Origin of the sequence: Laspinema olomoucense D3b (genome assembly GCF_025370785.1) — a bacterium.
Taxonomy (GTDB): domain Bacteria; phylum Cyanobacteriota; class Cyanobacteriia; order Cyanobacteriales; family Laspinemataceae; genus Laspinema; species Laspinema olomoucense.
Genome location: NZ_JAMXFA010000058.1, coordinates 12,157 through 34,067, shown reverse-complemented (window position 1 = coordinate 34,067; position 21,911 = coordinate 12,157). Strand labels below are relative to the sequence as shown.

Genomic DNA, 21,911 nt, shown 5'->3' with positions numbered 1-21,911 from the left:
GACGAGTCGGGTGGGCGACTGCCCGGCTTAGTTTAATCCGATAGATTTTATCCATCCAGTCAACTCTGTTCTAATTGCCACCATCGACAAAAAATGCCGTTAAACCAACGCACTTTTGAATGTCAGAACTGTGGTCTGAAGATTGATAGAGATTGGAATGCCAGCGTGAATTTAGAAAAATCGCCGGGCTTGGGCGATTACACTTGTGGACGGGGTGCTGCCGACAGTCCCGGACGAAGCAAGAAATAAACATCAATATCCGGCTATGTCCGGGTTTGTGTAAGTTTTATAGAGCAGCGTTATTTCTATTAGACCTTAGATGAGGCCCTTCAATAGAGCCTCAAACCTCCTAAATTCGTGAGTTCCTGATCTAATCCAATCCGACGGAATGTGGGTTATGATCACTTCTGACCAAGAATAATCACAATCACAAATTAGCTATGAACTCTAAAGCTGTTGCACTATTTCTGAGTCTTGGCCTAGCGACAACCGTGGTGGCCTGTGCCGAGCAGCCCGGTGGTCAGACAGGAGGAGAACAAACTCCCCCAGCTCCTACCACTCAAGAGGGTGGAGAAGAGGGCAGCGCTCCCACAGCCCCAGCTTCGACTACTCCCAATCCAGGCGCAGCCGACGATGGTGAAAATGGCGAAGATGGCCAAGATGCCCAAGATGGAGAAGATGCCCAAGAGGGCCAAGAGGGCCAAGAGGGCCAAGATGGTGAAGGTGGAGAATCTTAGTGCATTGCCACGGTTGTTTCGTTTTGTAGCAACGAGTGAACCCTCTTAAGCATCATTTGATAATAACGATTTGATCCGGGATTTTCCTAGCCTTGAATCAGATATCAGGGCTAGGGTATCCCTATCTCTCTTTGGCCCTCATTGAGTCCGAGGAAATCTGCAATATTTTTTAGCTGAATTTGGCCTTAATTCCATGATTTTATGTATTGAGCAAGTTCTTTTATCAAACCAGTTAGACGAGATTCATCGCCTTCTGAAAGATGCTGAATTTGTGGAGGGTAAACTCACCGCTGGGAGGTATGCGAAAACTGTTAAAGATAACTATCAATTGAAAGGAGATACAGAGGTTGCCCGAAAAGTGAGAGGAATTGTGCATAATGCGATCGCGCAAAATCCGCTCTTTAAAGCCTCCGTGCGTCCCCAAAAAATTAGGCCAATTTTGTTTAATCGTTATGAACCAGGAATGTCCTATGGTTGGCATACCGATAATGCAATTATGGGCGAGGGAGAATTGGTGCGATCGGATGTATCACTCACCCTATTTCTCAGCGAGCCAGATACCTATCAAGGCGGTGAATTAGTCATTGATACCAGTCTGGGTGAAAAATCTTTTAAACTCCCCGCTGGGTCAATGATTGTTTATCCTTCTACATTTCTCCATCAAGTTACCGAAGTAACGGAGGGAATTCGTTTGGCTGCGGTGACTTGGGTTCAGAGTCTGGTTCGCGACGTTCAGCAACGGGAAATTCTCTTTGAACTCGATACGGTGAGAAAGTCAATATTTGAGCAATATGGCAAAACGGTAGAATTCGATTTACTGTGCAAAACCCACGCCAACTTACTGCGGCAATGGGTAGAACTTTAACCCCAATTATCCCAATTACTGCAAAATTTAGCCGCAGGGGGCAGGGGAACTCCTGGAAAAGGATAACGCCTGCGCGTCTCACCCCTTATTACCCGTAAAGGTTACCCCTTGCACAAAATAACGATTAAAAAATGCATAAATTGCCAAAGCGGGTAATGTAAACACCATCGAAGCGGCCATGATATAGTTCCAATAACTGATATATTGACCCTTAAACGTATTTAACCCCAAAGGTAACGTAAACATATCTTGGCTGGAGACCACAATTAAGGGCATGAAAAAATTGTTCCAGCTTCCCATAAAAATAAAAATAGCTTGAGCCGCTAGGGCGGGTTTTGCTAAGGGCATCACCACCTTCCAAAAGGTTTGCCATCGATTCAAGCCATCCAATGCTGCCGCTTCCTCCAGTTCCTTGGGGAAATTCACAAAGAACTGACGCATCATAAAAATAAACGTCGCATTGACCATACTGGGGACAATTAACCCTTGGTAAGTATTCAACCAACCCAAGGATTTTAAAATTAAAAAGGTGGGAATCAATGTGATTTGTCCGGGAATCATTAACACCGCTAAAATCATCCCAAACACAATCCGATTTCCCCGGAAGGGAATCCGGGCTAGGGCATAGCCTGCCATCGAATTAAAGACTATATTAAACCCGGTAACGCAAACGGCTACAAAAGCACTATTGAATAACCAGCGCCCAAATAGGCGTTCTCGGGTAAAGATAGATTGATAGTTCTCCAGGGTGAAATTCTGGGGGATAAAATGCATTCCCCCTTCCACAATTTCTGCTAAGGGTTTAAAGGATGCGGACATCGCCCAACCAAAGGGAATAAAGGTGATCAGGGCGTACAGAATTAAGAATCCGTACAGCAGGGCTTTTAATCCAGAAATTCGCTTCATTCTCCGTGAGTCTCCTGTGATGAGGATTACTGAGGCATATCTTCTTTAAAGAGATACCGTTGCACCAGGGTTGCTAAGACGATCGCCGTTGCTAATAAGAGGGCTAAGGCAGCAGCATATCCCATCTCTAAGCTCTTAAAAGCATACTGATAAATCAACAAAACCACGGTCAAGGTAGAATTATTGGGACCGCCTGACCCTCCGGAGAAAATATAGGATTGGTCAAAGAGTTGGAACGTGCCAATAATGCCCATAACAATGATAAAAAAAGTCACGGGTTTGAGTAAGGGCAAGGTAATATTCAGAAAGCGATCGCACCCATTTGCCCCATCAATTTTGGCAGCTTCATAGAGAGACTCGGGAATATCCTGCAACGCTGCCAAATAAATCACCATAAAAAAGGGAGCGCTGGCCCAAATATTCATAATCATAATCGATTTGAGGGCAATATTTGGGTCTCCCAACCAATTGTAAGTGGGTAAACCGAACCCTTCTAAAAAATGATTGAGTAGCCCATCGGCATTGTAAATCCACATAAAAATCAGGGTTAACACCGCCGAAGAGGTAATCGTGGGCAGGAAAAACACCACCCTAAACAGATTTTTTCCGCGTATTTGGGCATTGAGAACCAAGGCTAACATCAAAGCAATGAAAGTCTGGATAGGAACGACGATCGCCACATATTCAGCGGTATTTTTCAAGGCAATCCAAACCCGTCCATCATCAGCCAATCGGGTAAAATTCCGCAGGTGGACAAACCGATAGCTCATTTCCCCCAAAATCTCAACTTTGTGAAACGAGAGAAAAATTGCATACAAAATCGGCAACCCCAAAAACACCCCTAAAATCATTAAAGCCGGGGTAATAAACAGATAACCGGATAGGGAAGGGGAAAAGCGAAAATTCCGAGGTTTTTTAGACCGAGAAGCCGCTGGATTTAGGGAAGTGGCTGGCATAGGGTTGAGTGGAATGCTGGTCATAGCTTAGGGAGATCGGGGACTGAGGACAGGACTGCCTTAATTCCGGGGAATTAATACAAACTGGCTTTAATTTCCTGGTTGGCAGTAGCTTGGGCTTTTTTCATTGCCTCTAATAAAGATTGTTCCCCTAATAAAGCACTGAGAAACTGGTTGTTAAAATTTTGGGTGACAAGGGACAAATTTTCCCCCGCCTGCCAGAGGGTGGCATAGTCGGCACCGGCGACAAAGGGCGCATAGAGGGGATTATTGGGATATCCCAGTTCGGTGAGGACTGATTTGCGGGTGGGTAAGATCAATCCGCCACGGGCCCAAGCTTTCATGCCCTCTTTTCCGGTTAGATAAGAAATCAATTCCCACGCTTCCTGTTTGTGGGTGGATTGTTTATTCATGACGTAGGCAACGGTAAAGGCCATTGTCCCTTTTTTGCCGTTAATTGTGGGGACGGGAGCAATGGCAAAAGAAATCCGAGGAAAGGTTTCTTGCAGGTAAGGAATGGCCCAATTGCCATCAAGAACCATTGCGGCTTTTCCCTGTCCAAACATTTCGCTGACGTTACTTGCGCCGGTATCGGAAGGAATGCCTGCGGTGCGAGTTTGTTGATATTGTTCTATAACGGGGGTGAGTCCTTTTAAGGCTTTGGGTTGAGCAAATGCGGCGAAGCCTTTGCGATCGACAAATTGCCCGCCAAAGGCGCGAATCACAAAGGCTTGACGGGTTAATTCGGGAACCATGCCATACCCATAGCGCTGAATCCGGCGATCGCGGTTGCGTCTCACGGTTAATTTTTCAGAATACTCCTGTAATTGCGCCCAAGTTTTGGGCGGTTCACTTAACCCCGCTTCCTGGAAAAATTCGGTATTGTAATAGAGCGCTAGAGTGGAGAAATCTTTGGGTAAACCGTAGATTTGGCCCTTATATTTGAAGGCATTCAGCATCGCCGGTTGAAAATCTTTAAGGTCAAATTCTGGAGTGATATAGCGATCGAGGGGTTCTAATACGCCGCGATGCATGAGTAAGGGTGCTTCTAGGGTATCTAAATAAAAGATATCCGGAGCCGCGTCCCCAATTAACCGCGTCTTGATGACGTCAGAATACTGATCCGTAATCACTTCATACTTGACTTTAATGTGGGGATGGGTGGCTTCAAAATCCCGGAGTAGCTGTTCAAGAAGCTGTTTTTCAACGGGACTACTTTGCCACCCACTGAGGGTGAGGGTAGTGACATCTTCCCCCAGGGAACTGCCGCAGGCGGTGATGCTGAGAACCAGGAGCAGGACGATCGCCCACTGGCACAGAAGCCGATAAAGTTTTGACATAAATCCTGCTCTCGGGTAAAGCTGGGCCGTCCTGAATGTAATAGCCGATACTTTTTTATTATGCCCTTATGAATCAGAATTTAACCGGGGCTTTAACCAAAAACTTGCAAGGTTGTCAAGTATCTGGCGGAGGCTTTGGCTACGGGGTTCTTGGAGGAATAGCAAGGGAAGCAGGGCCAACAGTCGCAAGAGGGCAGAGAAGGCAAATAAGCCAACGAATCCGCCAAAAGCCGATTGAGTGGCGATAAATCCGCCCAGGGTGGTCCCGACTGCACCGGCTAAACCACTAACGGCAGCGGCGATCGCAAAATAACTCGAAGGCTGTTTTGCTGGGGCGATTTGCATTTGGATATTACTACCACACAGATCCACTGCTGCCCATGTTGCACCACTAATCAGGTGTAACAGGGGCAATCCCACCCACAACAGGACCCCGTGGGTTCCCGTTGCCAGCCAGAGTACCGGAGTGATGGCGACGAGGATACCGACGAAGAGTAACAGGGGACGATTTCCGAGGCGATCGGCTAATTTTCCCCAGATGGGCAGCATCAGCAAGTTGGCACCGGCAGCGAGGCTGTTGTAGAGGGTTACCCAACTCACATCGAGTTCTAAATCTTTGAGTAAATAGAGGTTGAAAAATGGGGCGCTGAGGTTGACAGCAAACATCCATCCGCCAAAATACAGCAGAAACATCCGGAAATTTTTATCTTTTAAAAAACTCGGCAGGGCAATCGCGGATGAGGGGGAAGTGGGTTCAGAGTTGGGCAGACTTTCGCTGTCGCTGCCCCAAATTTGGGGGTTAACATCTGCCATCAAAAACTGGAAGCATAAGCTAATGATGCCAGCAGCGATCGCCACACACAAGATAATCCCATAGCCTTCAATGGTCCCCCCGTCCCATTGGGATACCATCACCCCTAATACTGGCATTGCCAGCAAATTGGTGAGATTCGCTGCACTGTTGCGAAAGCCAAAGTAACGCCCCCGGAGGCGATCGGGGACTAATGCCGCCATCCAACTCACCCAGGAAGGACTCCCGAGGGCCCCTAAAATATGGGTGAGGGCGACGATCGCCAGGGTTCCCAGAACCAGATTGTGGGCTTGCCGGGGATCCACGAGAAACCAGCCAATGCCCAGGAGTAAAAACAGCCAGAAGAGGCGGGAAATGCTGAAAATGGAGAGGGTGTACCAGTGACGACTCGTCGTGCGATCGCCCAGATAGGCCCCCACAGGTTGCAGAAAATTCACCAGCATCGGGATCGCTGCCAGTAATCCGATTTCAATGTTACTCGCGCCGAGATCCAGCAAAAAATTACTCAGCAAGACCCCCCCGGTAGCGCAGGAGAAAAACGTGGCAAACACACCATCTAGGGTAGACGCTTGTAAGCTGGTGCGAATCGCCGGTTTAGAGCGTTTCCCATTAGGAAGAACCAGGGAATTTTCGGCAAGGTATTCGGAAAATAGAGGCTTTTTTAGAGGAAAGGCGATCGTCAGTTTACTCTGGGTCATAGCCGATTTAAAGAAATTTAATCTGTTGATGTCATCACTATAAAGTGGTTAGAGTTTCAAAAAAAATGGCAGGAAATGGCAATCCGACTGGAGAGGCAAATTTGCTTGGGGTGAGAGACGGGTGAAGATTCTGGATTTGGACTGGGGATGCAAGGAAATAAAAAACCGGGTTGGTACCCAATTTTTGGTCTTCTGAGCCAAAGTGAAATAAGAAACCCGGTTTCTAACCGCAATGCCATAAAAAAGGAGCGCTCAAACCATCGCTCCCTTACTTATAAATGCTTTCCATACCTAAAATTGACCGAGGCGATCGCGCTCCAAACTCTCGCGCCGAGCTTCATACTCTTCCGAGGATTCCGGGTCTAATTCCCAGCGTTCCTCATCTCGTTCTGACAATTCGTCGCGAACTCTTAACTCTTGGCGATCGGCCTGTTCCACTCCCGCTGCTGCACCGATTTCATCTACAATATCTTGGTCGGGAGTCGCTACTGTTCCCCCCACTGCTTCATCCCCAACATTTTGAGCTTCCGTCCATGCCGCATCCACATCCCCACCCGTTAATTCAGGACTGGTATGGGTGTATTGCTTCATCTGATTTTCCATGCTCCGACCTCCAATATTAGTTCCAGGCGGATTCGCTAATCCAGTTCCCAAAGATTCAGTCAAAGCTTGAGACAAATCTTCTACACTACCCTCTTCTTGGGCCATTTTTTTAAGTTTTTCTTGTTTATTTTTAGTCATAATTATCCCTTGAATATCAGCAAAACTTGGAAAAAATTTTAGGACAAATCCATCTCCGTCAGTGTTAGAGTTAGGTTTTACCCTAATAACACTCTCAACTAACTTTCTGGGCTTTTACAAATCCTAACCGCTTTCAAGGTTATCAAGTTCTACCCCAGGGCATATTTTATCAACCCTTGGGCAGTATAGATCCCCAAAATAACCCAATACTCCGTTCAATCAGCCATCGGGAAACTGCCAACAGGCAATATACTCTACATCGCGACTGCCACAGGATTTACAAGGTGCATCCGTAAAAGAATCAACCCATTCTTCCCCACAGTGACGACAGTGGCAAAAAATATTGTAGCGGTTGGCTTCCTTGAGTCGCGCCTGCCACTCCTTCAGTTCATCATCATTCAAGGGTCGAGGACTTTCTGTCATAGTTGTTATCCCCCATTAATCGGTTGAGTATTATAGGCGATCGCTCAGCAATTTTAAAAACGTTTCATACACCGCTTCCACTTCTTGAAAATAGGTGGCTTCATCGGCAGATTTGGAGATAAAAAACAGATTAAAACAAGGCATCACGCACTTTTCTGATTCTAGGGTATCCGGCGTTAAGACCACTTGCACGGGATTTTGGGCTAACCTAGCGTTGCTCAAATCCGCCACCGTTTTCAACTGCTCAAATAAAGAATGATACTCAGCTAAGTCCCGGGGAAGAATGCCCACATATCTAGGCCGCATTTGCGATTTTGAAGTAGAAAAATGCCCCTGACAACTGGAATAAGTGATGCAGTTAAATTTAAGAATTAAAGCAATGGTTAAATCTCGGATACCGGGTTCAATGGATTTTTTAAACTTGCGATGGTATTTAGACAAAATCGGGGAATCCGCACAAGCGGCAGTCCCATCGGTGTTGATATTGCCGAGGGGACTTTCTCGAAAGGTTTCGGTGGGGTTTTCTTCCACAAAGCGATCGTCCCAAGAAGCGATAAATTCTGGTAATCCACTGAAATAAGTCATCGGTTTAAGTTGTTTTAATTAAAAAAATCCCCAAAAGGGAGGCAGGAATCTCAAATGCTCTTACTCCTCAAGCCTTGCCGGAATAATTGAGACTCGCTATATTAGAATCAGGTATCAATAGATTGAGCCGTTGATCCGCTATGACTTCTCCCTTTTCCCCCCAGCATCGAGTTTTTCAATACCGCCTGGGTTTGTTCATCAGTATAGCAATACTCGTCCCCTTCGGTTTGTTTACCAAATTTTATCGCGGTCCGGGTCAATCCTGGCTCAATGATTCATTTGGGGGGATTCCCTACGAAATTTTTTGGATTCTGCTGGTTGTTGTGATTTGGCCCAAAGTTTCCGCAAAATCGGCAGCAATAGGCGTTTTAATTGCCACCTGCCTTTTAGAATTTCTACAACTTTGGCATCCCCAATTTTTACAAGCCATTCGCGCCACCCTGCCGGGACGATTGGTATTAGGAACCACCTTTGTTTGGTCAGATTTTCCCTATTATTTTATCGGCTGTTTTTTGGGATGGTTGTGGGTGAAAGCGCTTCAGCATTATACGGGGAAGCATAAAATTAATAGCAGCATACAATAACCCCGTAAAAGGAACAATTTTCAATCAGGCTTGAGCCGCATAAAACTTTCGGTTCACTCGTAAATTCCAGGACCAGAAACCGGGGTACTTTCCTTAATTTGTGGCAAGTTGCCAAAACTTTTGTTTAGAAACCCGGTTTCTAATCTGTGTTTTATCCACCGCCTCGGTTTATCCAAAGACAACGGTGCGATCGCCATAGACGAGGACTCGATTTTGCAAATGCAGACGGACCGCCCTAGCTAACACCATCCGTTCTAAATCCTTGCCTTTTCTAATCAAATCAGTCACCTCATCTCGATGGCTGACCCGGACCACATCTTGCTCAATAATTGGCCCTGCATCAAGGTCGGCTGTGACATAATGTGCCGTAGCGCCAATAATTTTTACCCCCCGTTTATAGGCTTGATGATAAGGTTTTGCTCCCGCAAAAGCAGGTAAAAATGAGTGATGAATATTAATCACCGTCGGAAATTTTTGGACAAAATCCCCGCTTAAAACCTGCATATATTTAGCCAAAACTACCACGTCAATGTTATACTGGTTAAGTAATTCTAATTGCTTCGCTTCTTGACTAATTTTGTTATCTTTGGTAATCGGGAGACAATAGAAGTCGGCTCCAAACTGTTGAGCAATCTCTTCGAGGTCCGGATGGTTGCTGATAATTAAAGGAATGGATGAATGAAATTCCTTCGCCTTCTGCCGCCAGAGTAAATCGAGTAAGCAATGATCTTGCCGACTCACCCAAATCGAGAGGCGAGGGATGGTGTCGGAAAAATGCAGTTGCCAATTGGCATCCAGGGGGTCAGCAATGGTTTCTTTAAAGGTAGAGGCGATCGCCTCCCGGGGTATATCAAACCCATCCAGTTGCCACTCGATCCGAGTCAAAAATAACCCTGCCGCAAAATCTGTATGATGATCAGCATGAATAATATTGCCGTTATGGGAATAGATAAAATTGGCGATCGTCGCCACTAATCCTCGGCGATCGGGACAAGAAACAAGTAAGGTTGCAGTTGGACTGGTCATTAGTTAATACACTCTGAATATCCGGGTAACGTGACACAGGATTGACGCATTATCAGTTGAGGGACCCCACCCTAACCCTCCCCTGATTCTTGGGGAGGGGACAAGAGGGGACCGGAGGTGGCGGAGGGACCCCACCCTAACCCTCCCCAAGAATCAGGGGAGGGGACAAGAGGGGACCGGAGGTGGTGGTATTTTTATTGGGGAGCTATTGGTGCTGGTTGCTGGGAAGGGTCGGGGAGGGGTGGTTGCTGATTCTCTCCTTCTTGGGGTAAAGGTTCAGGAACGGTCCGATTTTGTTCGATACTTTCTTGGGGAGTTTGAATCCATTCTTCTAGGGGGCGATCGACTGCATTTTCTAAGTTAGTTGAGAGTAATAAAACAGGTTGAGCAGTGAGAGTACCTCGGCGGGGATCGACTTGAGCGTAAAGATTGCTGCCGGTAAAGTCACGATTACCCACAACCAGTTGATAAGTTTCTCCGGTTCTGAGGGTAATGTCAATGGTTGCCTGGGGTTTTTCTAACCCATAATCTCTAATTTGTTGGGGGGTGGCGCTCAGAACGCGCTCGCTTTTTCCTCTAACTAATTCATTCAACAAAAAGGCAACATACGCTTCATTAGCAGGATAGGTTGCGGGAATCGAAGGGGTCGCCGGAGCCGATTCCGGTGTTTCTGTTGTTTCTGTTGTTTCTGTTGTTTCTGTTGTTTCTGCTGTTTCTGTTGTTTCTGTTGTTTCTGTTGTTTCTGTGGTTCCTGGTGTTTGAGGAGAAAGGGTTTCTACCGGATCTGGTGTATTTTCGATGACTTCCATAATCCAAAGGGGTTCACCCGGTTCTCTAGTTTCTGCGATCGCCCCCCGTTGAAAGCGTAATATTCTTTCCTCAGTCGTCAGCACAAAAGATTTTACCTGGTCTTCTTGAAAGGTAAAAATTTGCTTCTGACTTTCCTGGGCCGCTTCCTGGGATGGCACGACATTCACCTCATAAAAGTAAACCGCACCTGTGAAGCTGACCGCCAGGAATAACAGCAGTAAAGTAGACCGTTGAAATTTCATCTTTTTTGTCGTTCGCTCTTTCGATCTAACGTCGTTTCCACCAGAAAATGGCCGCAGTCAGCAATCCAAATAAGGGTAAAAATCCCACAGCAGCCCAAGCTAACTGTTGAGCTTCTTGCGGAGTCATCGAGATCCGGCGATTCAGAACAGTTTTAGGCCGAATGGATAAGGTTTGCTCATTTTGTTTGCTTAACCAGCTTACAGAATTGAGGAAAACATCTCCATTTAGTTGCAATTGAAAGTTCCCATCAATCGCAAATTCTGAGTTACCAATCACAACAAGTCGAGCTTCCCTTTCCGCCGTTGTTTCTGGAGTTGCTGTTTCTGGAGTTGTTGTTTCTGGAGTTGCTGCTTCTGGAGTTGCTGTTTCTGGAGTTGCTGTTTCTGGAGTTGCTGTTTCTGGAGTTGCTGTTTCTGGAGTTGCTGTTTCGTCCGTTTCTGCTTCTGGACTCGTTGCTTCGTCCGTTTCTGCTTCTGGAGTTGTTGGTTCTGGAGTTGTTGGTTCTGGAGTTGCTGTTTCTGGAGTTGGAGTGTCCGTGGCGATCGCTCTTGTCTTAGCAACTCCCAAGGGGAGGGGTCCGGGGCGATCGCCTTGAGGATCGAACTTCAAGTCCGGATTTTCTGGAGTGGACTCCGCCCAACTTTGCTCCCCAGTCAGCAGCAGAGGCGTACTCTTGACCCCCTCCACATCACTCAGCAGCAGGGGACGCGCTAAGGGATAGAACGAATAACCCCCTTGAAAGTCGCGGACAATGGGATGATCTCCATAATTCGTAATTAAAGGGGCCGCAGGGCCTAATCCGACCAGTCCACCACTACCGGAACTATCGATCGCAATCGTTTTATCCAGTTGGATTCCCCACTCCTTCAACAGCGGATCCAGTCCGGTATTGGTATCCGGATCGATCGCCACAAATAGGCTCCCACCTTGTTGCAGATAGGTTCGTAAAGCTTGAACTTCCTGGGGAAATAACGGTTGTCTGGGTCCGGCAATCACCACCACTGCGGCATCGGGGGGGACCCGAGGCAATCGCGCCAAGTTGAGGGGTTCTACCAAAAAATTTTTGTCCTTCAAGCTGGCAACCGCTTGAGAGATAGCACCTCTTCCCGCTTCTAAAGAACGTTCTCCATGACCTTGGAGCAAATATACCTTGTAAACGCGATCGCTCGTAAACTGCTCTAAACTACTCGTTAGCCGAGCTTCCGAGAGGGACGAAGCAGAACTCACCGTCTGCACAAATTGCTGCCTGGTGCCATCCTCCGATGTCAGATAAACCTCACCAAAACTTTGAACCCCAAATTGCCGCGCCACCGTGGGTTGCTTTGAAGGATCCACATATTGGAAATCAAACAGATCGGGCGCTTGGCTGCGATAATTTTCCAGTAATTCCAGATCCCCGCGTTCAGGTTCCCCCGCGAAAACCCAAACTTTAACAGGTTGAGGCAGATTTCGCACCAATTGTTGGCTTTGTGGAGCCAAGGTAAAGCGCTGATTTTCCGTTAAATCAAAGCGTTCTGTATAGCGAACCCCTAGAAAATTAATTAGCCCTAAAATCACCAGAACCGATGCCGTTGCCACGAAGGCATTAGTCCCCGCTTGTGCCGATCGCGGATTCCATCCACCTTCAGCATTAGTCAGCATCCACAACAGCCATAAAACTAGGACCGTGACACCTGCAATCACCAGTCCAGTAGTCACAGGTTGCCATCCCGTCAGAAATCCGGGAATAGCACCGCCAATCGTCAGAAACAGTCCCAAATAGACTGCATATTTGAAATACTTGGTCAAGCCTCGGGGCTTTTTTTCAATGGTTTTCATGGTTAGGGAAAAGCAATTAACGGGTGTGTGGGCAGGAGTTTTTTATCATTATTCTTTGAGAAAGAGCGAGTCAATTATTGCAGTTCTAACTTCCCTCTTTCCCCTTAAAAGTTTCAGAGAATACCCGGAAGTAATCCAGCAATTCTAAGGGTTGAAATTAGAGAGGTTAACTCCGTTGGAAGCGCAAAGCATCAATAGACTGAGCCGTGAGAAAAATTCCCAAAACCACATAACTGCCTAATAGAATGATACTACTCGTATCCAAAGTGCCGCGAATCAAGTTGGTGTAATGTTTGAGAATCGATAAATGCTCTAAAACCGTGCCGACAGGTCCGCCAATGGCTTGAGCAACCACATCGATCGCCCAGAGAAACAGCACCAGCACAAAGGTGAGGATAGCCGCTAAAATTGTACTATCGGTCAACGAGGAAATAAACATTCCCAGGGAAAGAACCGTAGTAGCTAACAAAATTAAGCCAAAATGGGCCAGCAGGGGAACTGCCAGCGGCATCGGTGGGTTAGCTGCATTCAGGGCGATGATTTGCAGGACCATTAACGGCAGAATCATCGTGATATAAAACGTCACGACGCCCAGGAGTTTCCCTGTCGCTACCGCCCAGTTCGTGATCGGAGAAGTTGCTAACAATTCCAAGGTTCCGCGCTTGCGTTCTTCCGCATACAGTCCCATCGACAACATCGGTAGGATGAATAAAGAGAGGGAACCAATGGTTTGCAAAAATTGTTGTAAGAATTCGTAAGGAACATCGAAGGGGGGAATCGGAATTCCCATCTGTTGTCCTTGGGCATCCATCATCGCCACTTGTTGAATCAAACCCTCATCGCCGAGCAACATAGCCACAAAAAACAAGCCAGAAATGAACCAAAAAAAACCGGCAATTAAATAGGCTAAAGGGGAGATGAAATAACTCTGGAGCTCCTTGCGATAAATCGCCACAATATTGGCAACAATCGTTCCCATTTAGTTTTCCTCTCCTTCTTTTTCTTGTTCGGTTTCTGCTTCTTCAATCACCTCAGCATCTGCGATCGCCTCTTGAGCAGTGTCCTCCGGCACAGATCCACCGGAAAGCACCAAATCCGACTCCACATCTGACTCAGCAATAATTTCCTCGGTAGTCAGTTGCAAAAATAGATCTTCCAGACTAGCTTGGGTGCGTCGCATCTCATGCACCCGGAATCCCCTCGTCACCAACTTAGTAATAATCTCGGGACCGGGTTCCATCCCGGGTTCAGCGATCGCCCGAATCTTGCGCCGAGAGGGGGGCAACTTCTGATCCGAAACCCATTCAGCCGATCGCACTGCGGGCAATTCTTCGAGGGTTTTGAGAAAATGATCCCCCTCTTCAACCTCAGCCAGAGGTTCTGCCATCTCCCCTTCCAATTCATAGGAAGCCCCCCCCGTGAGTTGCACCATCAACTCCTCGGGGGAACCCGTTGCCACCACTTGACCCCGATTAATAATCGCCACGCGGCTACAAGTCATGCTGACTTCCGGCAAAATATGGGTAGACAAAATAATCGTATGGTCTCCCGCCAAACTTTTAATCAGATTCCGCACCTCAATGATTTGGCGCGGATCCAAACCCACCGTCGGTTCATCCAAAATAATCACCGGGGGGTCATGGACGATCGCCTGAGCAATCCCCACCCGTTGCCGAAACCCCTTGGAGAGCTTGCGAATTAGAACCGAGCGCTTTTCTTCCAGATTGCAGCGCTTGAGCGCCCAGTTTACCCGTTCTGGGCGATCGCCCGGGCGCACCTGCTTCAGTCGCGCCACAAAATGCAAAAATCCCTCCACCGTCATATCGGGATATAAAGGAGGCGTCTCTGGCAGATAGCCAATCCGTTGCCGCACTGCCATCGAATCTTCATGGACCTCATAACCTGCCACCTTGGCGGTGCCGCTATTGGCTGGTAAATACCCCGCCAAAATCCGCATCGTCGTGGTTTTGCCTGCACCATTAGGACCGAGAAATCCTAAAATTTCCCCAGGCTCCACCGTAAAGGTGACATCCTGAATGGCTGGTGTCGAGCCATAAATTTTGCTCAGATGCTCAACTTCAATCATGAACGGATATTGTGCGCGTTTTTTCTAACCAATGATTAATAATAGACAAGATATTCCCCCTCGGTAAGACCCCCACCTCCAAGGGAAGAACCGATACTTATGGCCCTCATCGCCAATTCCTCGGGGTTTTAATCCGCTTTAAGAAGACCGTCCGCAGATTTCCCCTGGGTTGAAACCCATTGCAGTGGGGTGAATTCGTCACAGACCGGGGGGCCAAAGTGCCGAAAGTCACCCTATAGAATAGCTTGTTACAAGGGACAATCAGGAGAGTGTCATACCCCCTCACCCAAAAAGCCGATTAACCCTTGCACGGGGCGAAAACAACCGTTGTGCCAATTCCACTTGTGACCGTCATTCTCCCTATCCTCCAGAAAGCGCTTCGTACAGTGTAAACATAATCGGACGACCAAGGACGATGTAACGGGCTTGGGCTTCATCACCTACCACCCTTTCCGGCGATCGGTGCAATTACCAACCGCTGGGTGCTCTATCCAAACCCTATCTAATGCCCAGGAAACCGCCCCCATTTCCCTTGGTGTGACCCGGTTTTTACCAGCAAATACTCAGGAATTCTCATCAATTATGGCTACATTTTACGTCGATCCCATCAATGGAAACGATTCTGCTGCCGGTAGCCAACTGGCTCCTTTGAAAACCCTTGCCGCAGCCTTGGTTAAATCCACCTCCGGCACCACAATCAAGTTAGCCAACGGCTCCTATACCGCAACATCAGGGGAAAAATTCCCCCTCGTTGTCAAAGCTGGAGTGACCATTGTTGGTGATGAAGCCACTAAAGGGAAAACCATCATCATCCAAGGGGGTGGTACAAAGACGATGGGCAATTGGCCCAGCCAGAACATCACTATGTATCTGGAGGAAGGGGCACAAGTGCGCGGCGTTACGGTCACGAACCCCGGGACTTCTGGGGTCGGGGTGTGGATCCACGGCGTCTCCGCCACCCTCGCCAATAGCACCTTATCTAAGTCCAGTCGCGAAGGCGTCTTCGCCAGCGGTATTGCTAAACCCACCATCATCACCAACGTCTTCGCCGAGAATACGGGCAACGGAATGTCATTCGTTGACAATGCCAAAGGGGAAGTGCGAGGCAACCTGTTTCAAAAAACTGGCTTTGGCTTAACCATCGGCTATCAGTCAGCGCCGTTGCTGAAAGATAACCAGATTCTGGAAAATCGCACTGGGATAGTCATTAATGGTGAGGCTGCTCCCGTTCTTCGCAACAATATCATCGAAAAGAACGAGCAAGACGGCATCACCGTTACCAATAACGCCAAAGTGGACCTAGGGACAAGCGCAGATCCTGCCGGTAACACGATTAAAACGAACGGGCAGTATGACGTCCAAAATGCCAGTACCCAGAAAATCCTCAGTATCGGCAATACCCTGAGTGCGACGACGGTCAAAGGTGATATCGATTTTGTCGTCAGCAGTGTTCCCGTTCCCGAGGGCCCGGGTTCTGATCCCGAGCCGGAGAAACCTACCAGCTTAAAAGATATTGCCGGTCATTGGGCAGCACCTTTTATCACCGCAATGGTCGGAAAAGGCTTAATTGCTGGGTTCCCCGATGGCACATATAAGCCAGAAGAGAAGCTGACTCGCGCTCAATATGCGGCGATCGTGGCGAAAGCGTTTAATGAAACCTTGAGTAGTACCACCACGAACTTTACCGATGTCGCCAGTGATTTCTGGGGCAAAGATGCGATCGTCAAAGCCAACCGCATGGGCTTTATTGCCGGGTTCCCTGATGTGACTTTCCGCCCCAATGACAATTTGACTCGGGTACAGGCGCTGGTTTCTTTAGCCAGTGGTTTGAAACTCAGTAACGGTGATGCAGCGACCCTCGGATATTACACCGATCGCGCTCAAATCCCCAGCTATGCGACCAATGCCGTGGCGATCGCCACCGAAAAAGGGATGGTGGTGAATTATCCCAACGTCAAAGAACTCAATCCGATGCGGGAAATCACCCGGGCTGAAGTCGCGGCTATTATTTACCAAGGCTTAGTTGTCAAAGGACTCGCTACCGCGATTCCTTCCTCTCACATCGTAGCCGCCAATGTCAAAGCCCAGCCTTTGAGCGATATTGCTGGTCACTGGGCCGCACCGTTTATTCTCGGCTTATACAACGCCGGGGCAGTCGGGGGCTATCCTGACGGCACCTTCAAGCCCAATGACAAAATGACCCGGGCCCAGTATGCCGCCTTAGTCACGAAAGCCTTAAATCCCCCAGTTAAACGGGATGCAGCCACTTTTAAAGATGTTGCTGAAGATTTCTGGGGCTACGTCGCGGTCCAAACCGCCTATAAGAGCGGATTTATCTCCGGCTTCCCAGATAACACCTTCAAGCCTGCTGAAAATGTCCAGCGCGCCCAGGTGATTGTTTCTCTGGTCAATGGACTCGGGTTATCCGGTGGGACTTTAGAGAGCTTAACGAAATTTAGCGATCGCACCACCATTCCCGACTATGCTAAGGAGGAAGTGGCAACTGCCCTCCTGAAGGAATTAATTGTCAGCTATCCGAGCCCCGACAAACTCGAACCCACTCGCGATGCCACCCGCGCCGAAGTCGCGGTGATGATTTATCAAGCCTTAGTCAATGCCGGTAAAATTGCGGCGATCGACTCTCAATATATCCTCTCCGCGTAAGTAGTTTAGCACCAAGGGTGGAGCGATTCATATTAAATCCGGTTGTGATAGGTCTATAAAAACCCACACCCTCAAGGGTGGGTCTATACGGACGTAGACGCGCTAGCGGCTTCCCGAAGGGTAGCCCGCCTACGCGGGCTAAAGAGCGAAAACCGCCTTTTAACAACCGGATTTGGTATCACTCCACCTCGGTCTTCATTTACTCCTGGCACTTCTTCTAACTCCTTGGGGGGTGGGCTTCGGCCCACCCTTTTTCCCGTTGAAGCTCAGGGATCACGGTCAGGTCCTGTCATGGCTTGTTATTTTTTACCATAGCGGCGTTTCATTCGCAAACCCGAAACACCTAATAGGAGTAATCCCGCGATCGCAGAAGGTTCGGGAATCTTACGGGTAGTCTCCCCTTCATCCGTCACCACCGGAGGAATCACCTCCGGGTTAATAATGACAACTGGCTCCATATTCTCCCTCTCCACCGGCGCAATGACAACCCCCGGGAATATGTTATCCACCTCTTCCTCTGCTGTCTCTTCACTTTCCACCGGAGGAATCACAACCGGGTCAAGAATCGCCACCTCTTCCTCTTCCGTATCCTCACCCTCCACCGGAGGAATCACAACTGGATCACTCTCTTCCGTATCCTCACCCTCCATCGGAGGAATCACAACCGGATCACTCTCTTCTGTCTCCTCACTCACCACCGGAGGAATCACAACCGGGTCACTCTCTTCTGTCTCCTCACTCACCACCGGAGGAATCACAATCGGGTCAAGAATAGCCACCTCTTCCGTGTCCTCAGTTTCCTCTGGGTCTTTTGTATCTATAACTATATCCACCATTGAGAGTCCTAGGGCTTCTACCATGCTTTGATTGAGGATACGTTCTTCATTCACCTTGTCAAACAGGCCAAATCCCCCTGTATAATCCCACATCGCCCAGCCGATATCGTATTCCTCCAAAGCCGTTCGCACATCATAAATCCAGGCGACCCGGTCTTTCTCCTTGACGAAACCTCGATAAACGCCGAACTCATTCGCCGTCAGACGAACATTATGTTCTGTAGCCCATGCCGCAGCGAGTCCAATCCGGGCTTTGATTTTATCGGCATTCCACTGTTCATCGCAATAGGACTGGGCCACCTGCCGTAAGTCGTCGTCGGTCATTCGCAGGAGCACGGCATCACATTCGACTTGATTATAAGGATAGGGTAGATCCCAAACCAAATTAAAGTGATCGTCTATCCAGTCGGCCCCTTGATGGGTAAAGGTCATCGGTTCGTAAAAGTGGAAATTGTAGACCACATTGGGATCGGCAACCGGAGTGAGCTTGCGCAATCCGTCAATACCGCTCCAATCATATCCCGTGGCGATCGCTGTATGCTCAGGCGCACCGGCACGAAATGCACCTAAAATCTTCCCCTGAACCCAATCCCATCGTGTGACGGGATCGATATATTCCGGTGCAAAGAAGTTAAAAGAGGGCTCATTGAGCACTTCTAAAAACAGGAAATCGGGATCCCGGGGGCTGAGATGTTGTGCTAATGCGCCCGAAAATTGGGCAAATGTATCAACAAACTCATCATCCCTAGCCAAATATTCTTTAAACTCATCGTTAGCTTGCAGATCTACAATGACGCCCAAATCTCGTTCCAGGATGCGATCGAGGGCTGAGTCTAAGTATCCCAAATATTCTACATTGAGTGATTCGGGATTGCTCCGGTCCATCAGAAGAGCCGGATCTAGCGGCAGGCGAACGTGCTGGAATCCCAAACCCGTCAGCAAATCCAGGTCATCATCGCTGATAAAGTTTTCCATGTGAAACGAATTGTAAGTCTCACTTTGGGCAAACCAGTGACTTAAGTTGATCCCCCGGTTGAGGCGATCGAATCGGGTTTCTAGGGGATTTTCCCTCAAGGGGAGGCTGGATGTGGTTAAATCAGCATGAGCTGGACTCGCTGTAGCAAGGGAAAACGAACTGATCGTCAAGCCAGCTAAGGCGAAAAACTGTAAGAGTTTGCCTGAATTCATAAAACCTCTTGGTAGTAGATGTCACCCGTAGTTGAATGCTCTGTGTGCCATAACCCTCGGCGGAAGTGAGTTAATAGAGAGCGCTCTGGAGATAGGGGGCTATCCTGTTCATTCTCTAAAAAAGGGATATCACTTTCTTAAGTCATGTAAATCCTAAGTTTCATCCAGCAACAAATTGATTTAAGTTGCCGTCAAAGCTTTTGGATTCAAAAGTTTTGTTATTTTCCGCTTATATCCAAGGGAAGGCACTAACTAAAGCGACTTTAAATGATTTTTGAAAGAAAATATCCCTCATCAGAGAAAATTCTTTAAAACTTTATATTTTCTTTGCCAAAGTTTTACCTTGATGCGTTAAGATTACTGCCTTTAGGTAGAGGAATTATTGGCACAAATGAGCATTCTAATTCATCATCCAGTTAGTGTTTCTATTTAGATTTGCCCAGTCATGGCTACTGTTTCAGAAATTTTCAGGAGAGGGTAATATATCTGTAGAGATAGAAGCGTTCATTGCAATGAACTTACTCTCTAACTTTAGACCTATTCCTGACGATTTTGTGGGGAATGGAGGAATTTTTGGGAATCCAGGAAGTTATAAGCGGCTCGTTCCCACTGAGCATGAATGGATCCTAGTGTTCGGGAGTTCGATCCTGGAACAGTAGAGACAACTGATTGAACTCGGTGGCGGCAAGTGAGAAAATTTTATACTCCTCAGAACTGGAGCGATCGCCCAACAATTCCCAGGAAGATGACTGGCCAATTATGGGCAAAACCCGGGTAAAGACGCATAATTTCGCATCTTTACCCGGGTTTTAGAGTTCTAACCAGACTGACGCCCAAAAACCAGATTTCTCCGATGAGGGTCTCATGAGGAATCGGGAGTTTCTAACCCGAATAGTCCGGAACCGACTAAGCCGGATTCAGTACCCAATTGACCAGGGTGCGGACCCCGAAACCCGTTGCTCCAGCACTGTTATACCCCTTATCTTTTTCCGTCCAAACCGGCCCTGCAATATCTAAATGCGCCCAAGGCGTTTTCTCCACAAATTGCTTGAGGAAGAGTGCCGCAGTAATCGAGCCACCGGGACGCGGCCCTGTATTTTTCATATCCGCGTGCAGGGACTTCAATCCTTCAAAATAGGACTCTTCCATTGGTAACTGCCAGAACTTTTCTCCAGCGGTTTGGGAAGCGGTGAGCAACTGACTCGCTAACCCTTCATCCGTACTCCATAACCCGGCAATATCATTACCGAGGGCAACTACACAGGCTCCTGTGAGGGTAGCTAAATCCACGATCGCATCGACCCCCAGTTTTTCCGTAAACACCAAAGCATCGGCCAAGGTTAACCGCCCTTCCGCATCGGTATTATTCACCTCAATGGTTTTACCATTAGAGGCGGTGAGGATATCTCCCGGGTGCATAGCCCGACCACTAATCATATTCTCCGTCACCGCTGTGATGAAGTGGACCTCCACATCGGGTTTTAATTGACCGATCGCCTTCGCCGCACCAAACGTCGCAGCAGAACCCGCCATATCCGTCTTCATCATTTCGATGCCACTGCCGGTGGGCTTAATATTCAGCCCCCCCGAGTCAAACGTCAAACCCTTACCGACGATCGCCAATTTACGCCGGGGTGTCCCTTGGGGTTTGTAGGTCAAATGGATAAATTTCGGGGGCATTTCCGACGCTTGCGCCACCCCGAGAAACGCACCCATTCCCAGGTTTTTACAATCTTCCTGTTCCAGGATTTCCAGGTCCAAACCATATTCAGCCGCCAATTCCTCCGCTGTTTCAGCCATTGACATCGGCGTAACCACATTGGAGGGGGCCGCCGCCAACTCCCGGGCTAAATTCACCCCACTAGAAATTTGTAAACCTCGGGTAATCGCAGCTTGGCGATCGGCCAAACCGAGCAATTCCACTCGTTCCAGTCGCGATCCCGTTTCTTCTGGGTCCGACTTAAAGCGCAAATCCTTAAACAGGGCTAATTCTATCCCTTCTGCGATCGCCTGGGCCGTGGTATCCGCGTCATGATTCCACACCGGGAGATCAATCCCCAGGGTTTTGCACTTTTCTTTACTCGCCACCTTGGCGGCAGTCCCGGCGGCACGTCTCAAACTATCAACACTGAGGGACTCGGACTTGCCTAAACCCACCAAAATAATCTTGCGGATGGCACTGCCACCCCCGACCCGAGTCACGGCGGTACTATTGTCCTTGCCTTTGAACTCCACCTCAGCGATCAGTTCGGCGATCGTCCCGCCTAGCTTGTCATTGAGCTGACCTAATTCTCCCGTGATCTCAGTGGCCTCTTCAAACACCCCAATGGCTAAGGCGTCTCCAGACCAGTCCAACCGTGGCGTTTCTATACCTTGAAATTCCATTCCTAGTCCTGAATAATGTAATACTTCGCAACAATACCAGTATGGATCGAGATTGACGTTTCCACAGAGGGGTTACAGAGGTTGCACCCTGTCAGGAAAATAGTCCCCTAACTCCCCTGGCGATCGCCTTCCCGGCCAGGAATCCTCTGAGGATTAGACAGGTTATATAATAGACTTCTTGCCAAATTCTAAAAAGCCCCCCTTAGCAA

The 21,911-nt window shown here is 48.2% G+C and carries 18 protein-coding genes and 1 pseudogene; 5 read left to right on the top strand and 14 right to left on the bottom strand.

All coding sequences use genetic code 11. The features are described from left to right. Window positions 1–36 precede the first annotated feature (36 nt). The 3 genes and pseudogenes from NG792_RS26720 to NG792_RS26710 all read left to right on the top strand — a co-directional run. Window positions 37–249, top strand: a pseudogene (locus NG792_RS26720) (zinc ribbon domain-containing protein); the annotation flags it as partial. Between the two features lie 191 nt (window positions 250–440). Then, window positions 441–737, top strand: a complete 297-nt coding sequence (locus NG792_RS26715) for a hypothetical protein (protein ID WP_261201629.1) — start codon at window positions 441–443, stop codon at window positions 735–737. A gap of 193 nt (window positions 738–930) precedes the next feature. Further along, window positions 931–1,602 carry a Fe2+-dependent dioxygenase gene (locus NG792_RS26710; RefSeq protein ID WP_261237457.1) on the top strand — a complete coding sequence of 224 codons (672 nt, stop codon included), beginning with the start codon at window positions 931–933 and terminating at the stop codon, window positions 1,600–1,602. A 78-nt stretch (window positions 1,603–1,680) separates the two neighbouring features. On the opposite strand, the gene NG792_RS26705 is transcribed toward NG792_RS26710, so the two are convergent. The 7 genes from NG792_RS26705 to NG792_RS26675 form a co-directional block, all read right to left on the bottom strand. Further along, window positions 1,681–2,508, bottom strand: a complete 828-nt coding sequence (locus NG792_RS26705) for a carbohydrate ABC transporter permease (protein WP_261201627.1) — start codon at window positions 2,506–2,508, stop codon at window positions 1,681–1,683. A gap of 26 nt (window positions 2,509–2,534) precedes the next feature. Continuing rightward, on the bottom strand, window positions 2,535–3,488 hold the full coding sequence (locus NG792_RS26700) for a carbohydrate ABC transporter permease (RefSeq protein ID WP_261237456.1): 954 nt from the start codon (window positions 3,486–3,488) through the stop codon (window positions 2,535–2,537). A gap of 50 nt (window positions 3,489–3,538) precedes the next feature. Next, complete coding sequence (locus NG792_RS26695) at window positions 3,539–4,804, bottom strand: ABC transporter substrate-binding protein (RefSeq protein ID WP_261237455.1); 1,266 nt, start codon at window positions 4,802–4,804, stop codon at window positions 3,539–3,541. A gap of 66 nt (window positions 4,805–4,870) precedes the next feature. Beyond that, window positions 4,871–6,313 carry an MFS transporter gene (locus tag NG792_RS26690; protein ID WP_261201624.1) on the bottom strand — a complete coding sequence of 481 codons (1,443 nt, stop codon included), beginning with the start codon at window positions 6,311–6,313 and terminating at the stop codon, window positions 4,871–4,873. 291 nt (window positions 6,314–6,604) lie between these two features. Next, entirely contained in the window at window positions 6,605–7,054 is a 450-nt protein-coding gene (locus NG792_RS26685; RefSeq protein ID WP_261201623.1) for a DUF6335 family protein, read from the bottom strand. 219 nt (window positions 7,055–7,273) lie between these two features. Then, on the bottom strand, window positions 7,274–7,477 hold the full coding sequence (locus tag NG792_RS26680) for a hydrogenase maturation nickel metallochaperone HypA (protein WP_261237454.1): 204 nt from the start codon (window positions 7,475–7,477) through the stop codon (window positions 7,274–7,276). Between the two features lie 30 nt (window positions 7,478–7,507). Further along, on the bottom strand, window positions 7,508–8,062 hold the full coding sequence (locus tag NG792_RS26675; RefSeq protein ID WP_261237453.1) for a hypothetical protein: 555 nt from the start codon (window positions 8,060–8,062) through the stop codon (window positions 7,508–7,510). Between the two features lie 140 nt (window positions 8,063–8,202). Between NG792_RS26675 and NG792_RS26670 the strand changes: the two genes are divergently transcribed. Next, window positions 8,203–8,646, top strand: coding sequence for a ribosomal maturation YjgA family protein (locus NG792_RS26670; RefSeq protein WP_261237452.1), 444 nt, complete (start codon window positions 8,203–8,205; stop codon window positions 8,644–8,646). A gap of 168 nt (window positions 8,647–8,814) precedes the next feature. Here NG792_RS26670 and purU read toward each other — a convergent pair whose 3' ends face one another. From purU to NG792_RS26645, 5 genes are all read right to left on the bottom strand, one after another. Next, the gene (gene purU / locus NG792_RS26665) at window positions 8,815–9,672 is read right to left on the bottom strand and encodes a formyltetrahydrofolate deformylase (protein ID WP_261201619.1); all 858 of its coding nucleotides are present in this window, start codon (window positions 9,670–9,672) and stop codon (window positions 8,815–8,817) included. A 194-nt stretch (window positions 9,673–9,866) separates the two neighbouring features. Further along, the gene (locus tag NG792_RS26660; protein WP_261237451.1) at window positions 9,867–10,724 is read right to left on the bottom strand and encodes a DUF4340 domain-containing protein; all 858 of its coding nucleotides are present in this window, start codon (window positions 10,722–10,724) and stop codon (window positions 9,867–9,869) included. Between the two features lie 25 nt (window positions 10,725–10,749). Continuing rightward, on the bottom strand, window positions 10,750–12,543 hold the full coding sequence (locus tag NG792_RS26655; protein ID WP_261237450.1) for a GldG family protein: 1,794 nt from the start codon (window positions 12,541–12,543) through the stop codon (window positions 10,750–10,752). Between the two features lie 166 nt (window positions 12,544–12,709). Continuing rightward, window positions 12,710–13,522 (bottom strand): ABC transporter permease, encoded by an 813-nt coding sequence (locus NG792_RS26650; RefSeq protein ID WP_261237449.1) that lies wholly within the window; start codon window positions 13,520–13,522, stop codon window positions 12,710–12,712. Next, a complete protein-coding gene (locus NG792_RS26645; protein WP_261237447.1) occupies window positions 13,523–14,629 on the bottom strand; it encodes an ABC transporter ATP-binding protein in 1,107 nt (368 codons plus the stop codon). A gap of 582 nt (window positions 14,630–15,211) precedes the next feature. On the opposite strand from NG792_RS26645, the gene NG792_RS26640 reads away from it, so the two are divergent. Further along, window positions 15,212–17,293, top strand: a complete 2,082-nt coding sequence (locus NG792_RS26640) for an S-layer homology domain-containing protein (protein WP_261237446.1) — start codon at window positions 15,212–15,214, stop codon at window positions 17,291–17,293. A gap of 299 nt (window positions 17,294–17,592) precedes the next feature. Here NG792_RS26640 and NG792_RS26635 read toward each other — a convergent pair whose 3' ends face one another. Further along, window positions 17,593–19,317, bottom strand: a complete 1,725-nt coding sequence (locus tag NG792_RS26635) for a glycoside hydrolase family 5 protein (RefSeq protein WP_261237445.1) — start codon at window positions 19,315–19,317, stop codon at window positions 17,593–17,595. A 906-nt stretch (window positions 19,318–20,223) separates the two neighbouring features. Continuing rightward, the gene (locus NG792_RS26630) at window positions 20,224–21,702 is read right to left on the bottom strand and encodes a leucyl aminopeptidase (protein ID WP_261237444.1); all 1,479 of its coding nucleotides are present in this window, start codon (window positions 21,700–21,702) and stop codon (window positions 20,224–20,226) included. Window positions 21,703–21,911 lie beyond the last annotated feature (209 nt).

Excerpts from the sequence above, each read along its gene's own strand:
- NG792_RS26715 (WP_261201629.1), top strand. The coding sequence starts at position 441 with ATGAACTCTAAAGCTGTTGCACTATTTCTGAGTCTTGGCCTAGCGACA.
- NG792_RS26710 (WP_261237457.1), top strand. The coding sequence starts at position 931 with ATGATTTTATGTATTGAGCAAGTTCTTTTATCAAACCAGTTAGACGAG.
- NG792_RS26705 (WP_261201627.1), bottom strand. The coding sequence starts at position 2,508 with ATGAAGCGAATTTCTGGATTAAAAGCCCTGCTGTACGGATTCTTAATT.
- NG792_RS26700 (WP_261237456.1), bottom strand. The coding sequence starts at position 3,488 with ATGACCAGCATTCCACTCAACCCTATGCCAGCCACTTCCCTAAATCCA.
- NG792_RS26695 (WP_261237455.1), bottom strand. The coding sequence starts at position 4,804 with ATGTCAAAACTTTATCGGCTTCTGTGCCAGTGGGCGATCGTCCTGCTC.
- NG792_RS26690 (WP_261201624.1), bottom strand. The coding sequence starts at position 6,313 with ATGACCCAGAGTAAACTGACGATCGCCTTTCCTCTAAAAAAGCCTCTA.
- NG792_RS26685 (WP_261201623.1), bottom strand. The coding sequence starts at position 7,054 with ATGACTAAAAATAAACAAGAAAAACTTAAAAAAATGGCCCAAGAAGAG.
- NG792_RS26680 (WP_261237454.1), bottom strand. The coding sequence starts at position 7,477 with ATGACAGAAAGTCCTCGACCCTTGAATGATGATGAACTGAAGGAGTGG.
- NG792_RS26675 (WP_261237453.1), bottom strand. The coding sequence starts at position 8,062 with ATGACTTATTTCAGTGGATTACCAGAATTTATCGCTTCTTGGGACGAT.
- NG792_RS26670 (WP_261237452.1), top strand. The coding sequence starts at position 8,203 with ATGACTTCTCCCTTTTCCCCCCAGCATCGAGTTTTTCAATACCGCCTG.
- purU (WP_261201619.1), bottom strand. The coding sequence starts at position 9,672 with ATGACCAGTCCAACTGCAACCTTACTTGTTTCTTGTCCCGATCGCCGA.
- NG792_RS26660 (WP_261237451.1), bottom strand. The coding sequence starts at position 10,724 with ATGAAATTTCAACGGTCTACTTTACTGCTGTTATTCCTGGCGGTCAGC.
- NG792_RS26655 (WP_261237450.1), bottom strand. The coding sequence starts at position 12,543 with ATGAAAACCATTGAAAAAAAGCCCCGAGGCTTGACCAAGTATTTCAAA.
- NG792_RS26650 (WP_261237449.1), bottom strand. The coding sequence starts at position 13,522 with ATGGGAACGATTGTTGCCAATATTGTGGCGATTTATCGCAAGGAGCTC.
- NG792_RS26645 (WP_261237447.1), bottom strand. The coding sequence starts at position 14,629 with ATGATTGAAGTTGAGCATCTGAGCAAAATTTATGGCTCGACACCAGCC.
- NG792_RS26640 (WP_261237446.1), top strand. The coding sequence starts at position 15,212 with ATGGCTACATTTTACGTCGATCCCATCAATGGAAACGATTCTGCTGCC.
- NG792_RS26635 (WP_261237445.1), bottom strand. The coding sequence starts at position 19,317 with ATGAATTCAGGCAAACTCTTACAGTTTTTCGCCTTAGCTGGCTTGACG.
- NG792_RS26630 (WP_261237444.1), bottom strand. The coding sequence starts at position 21,702 with ATGGAATTTCAAGGTATAGAAACGCCACGGTTGGACTGGTCTGGAGAC.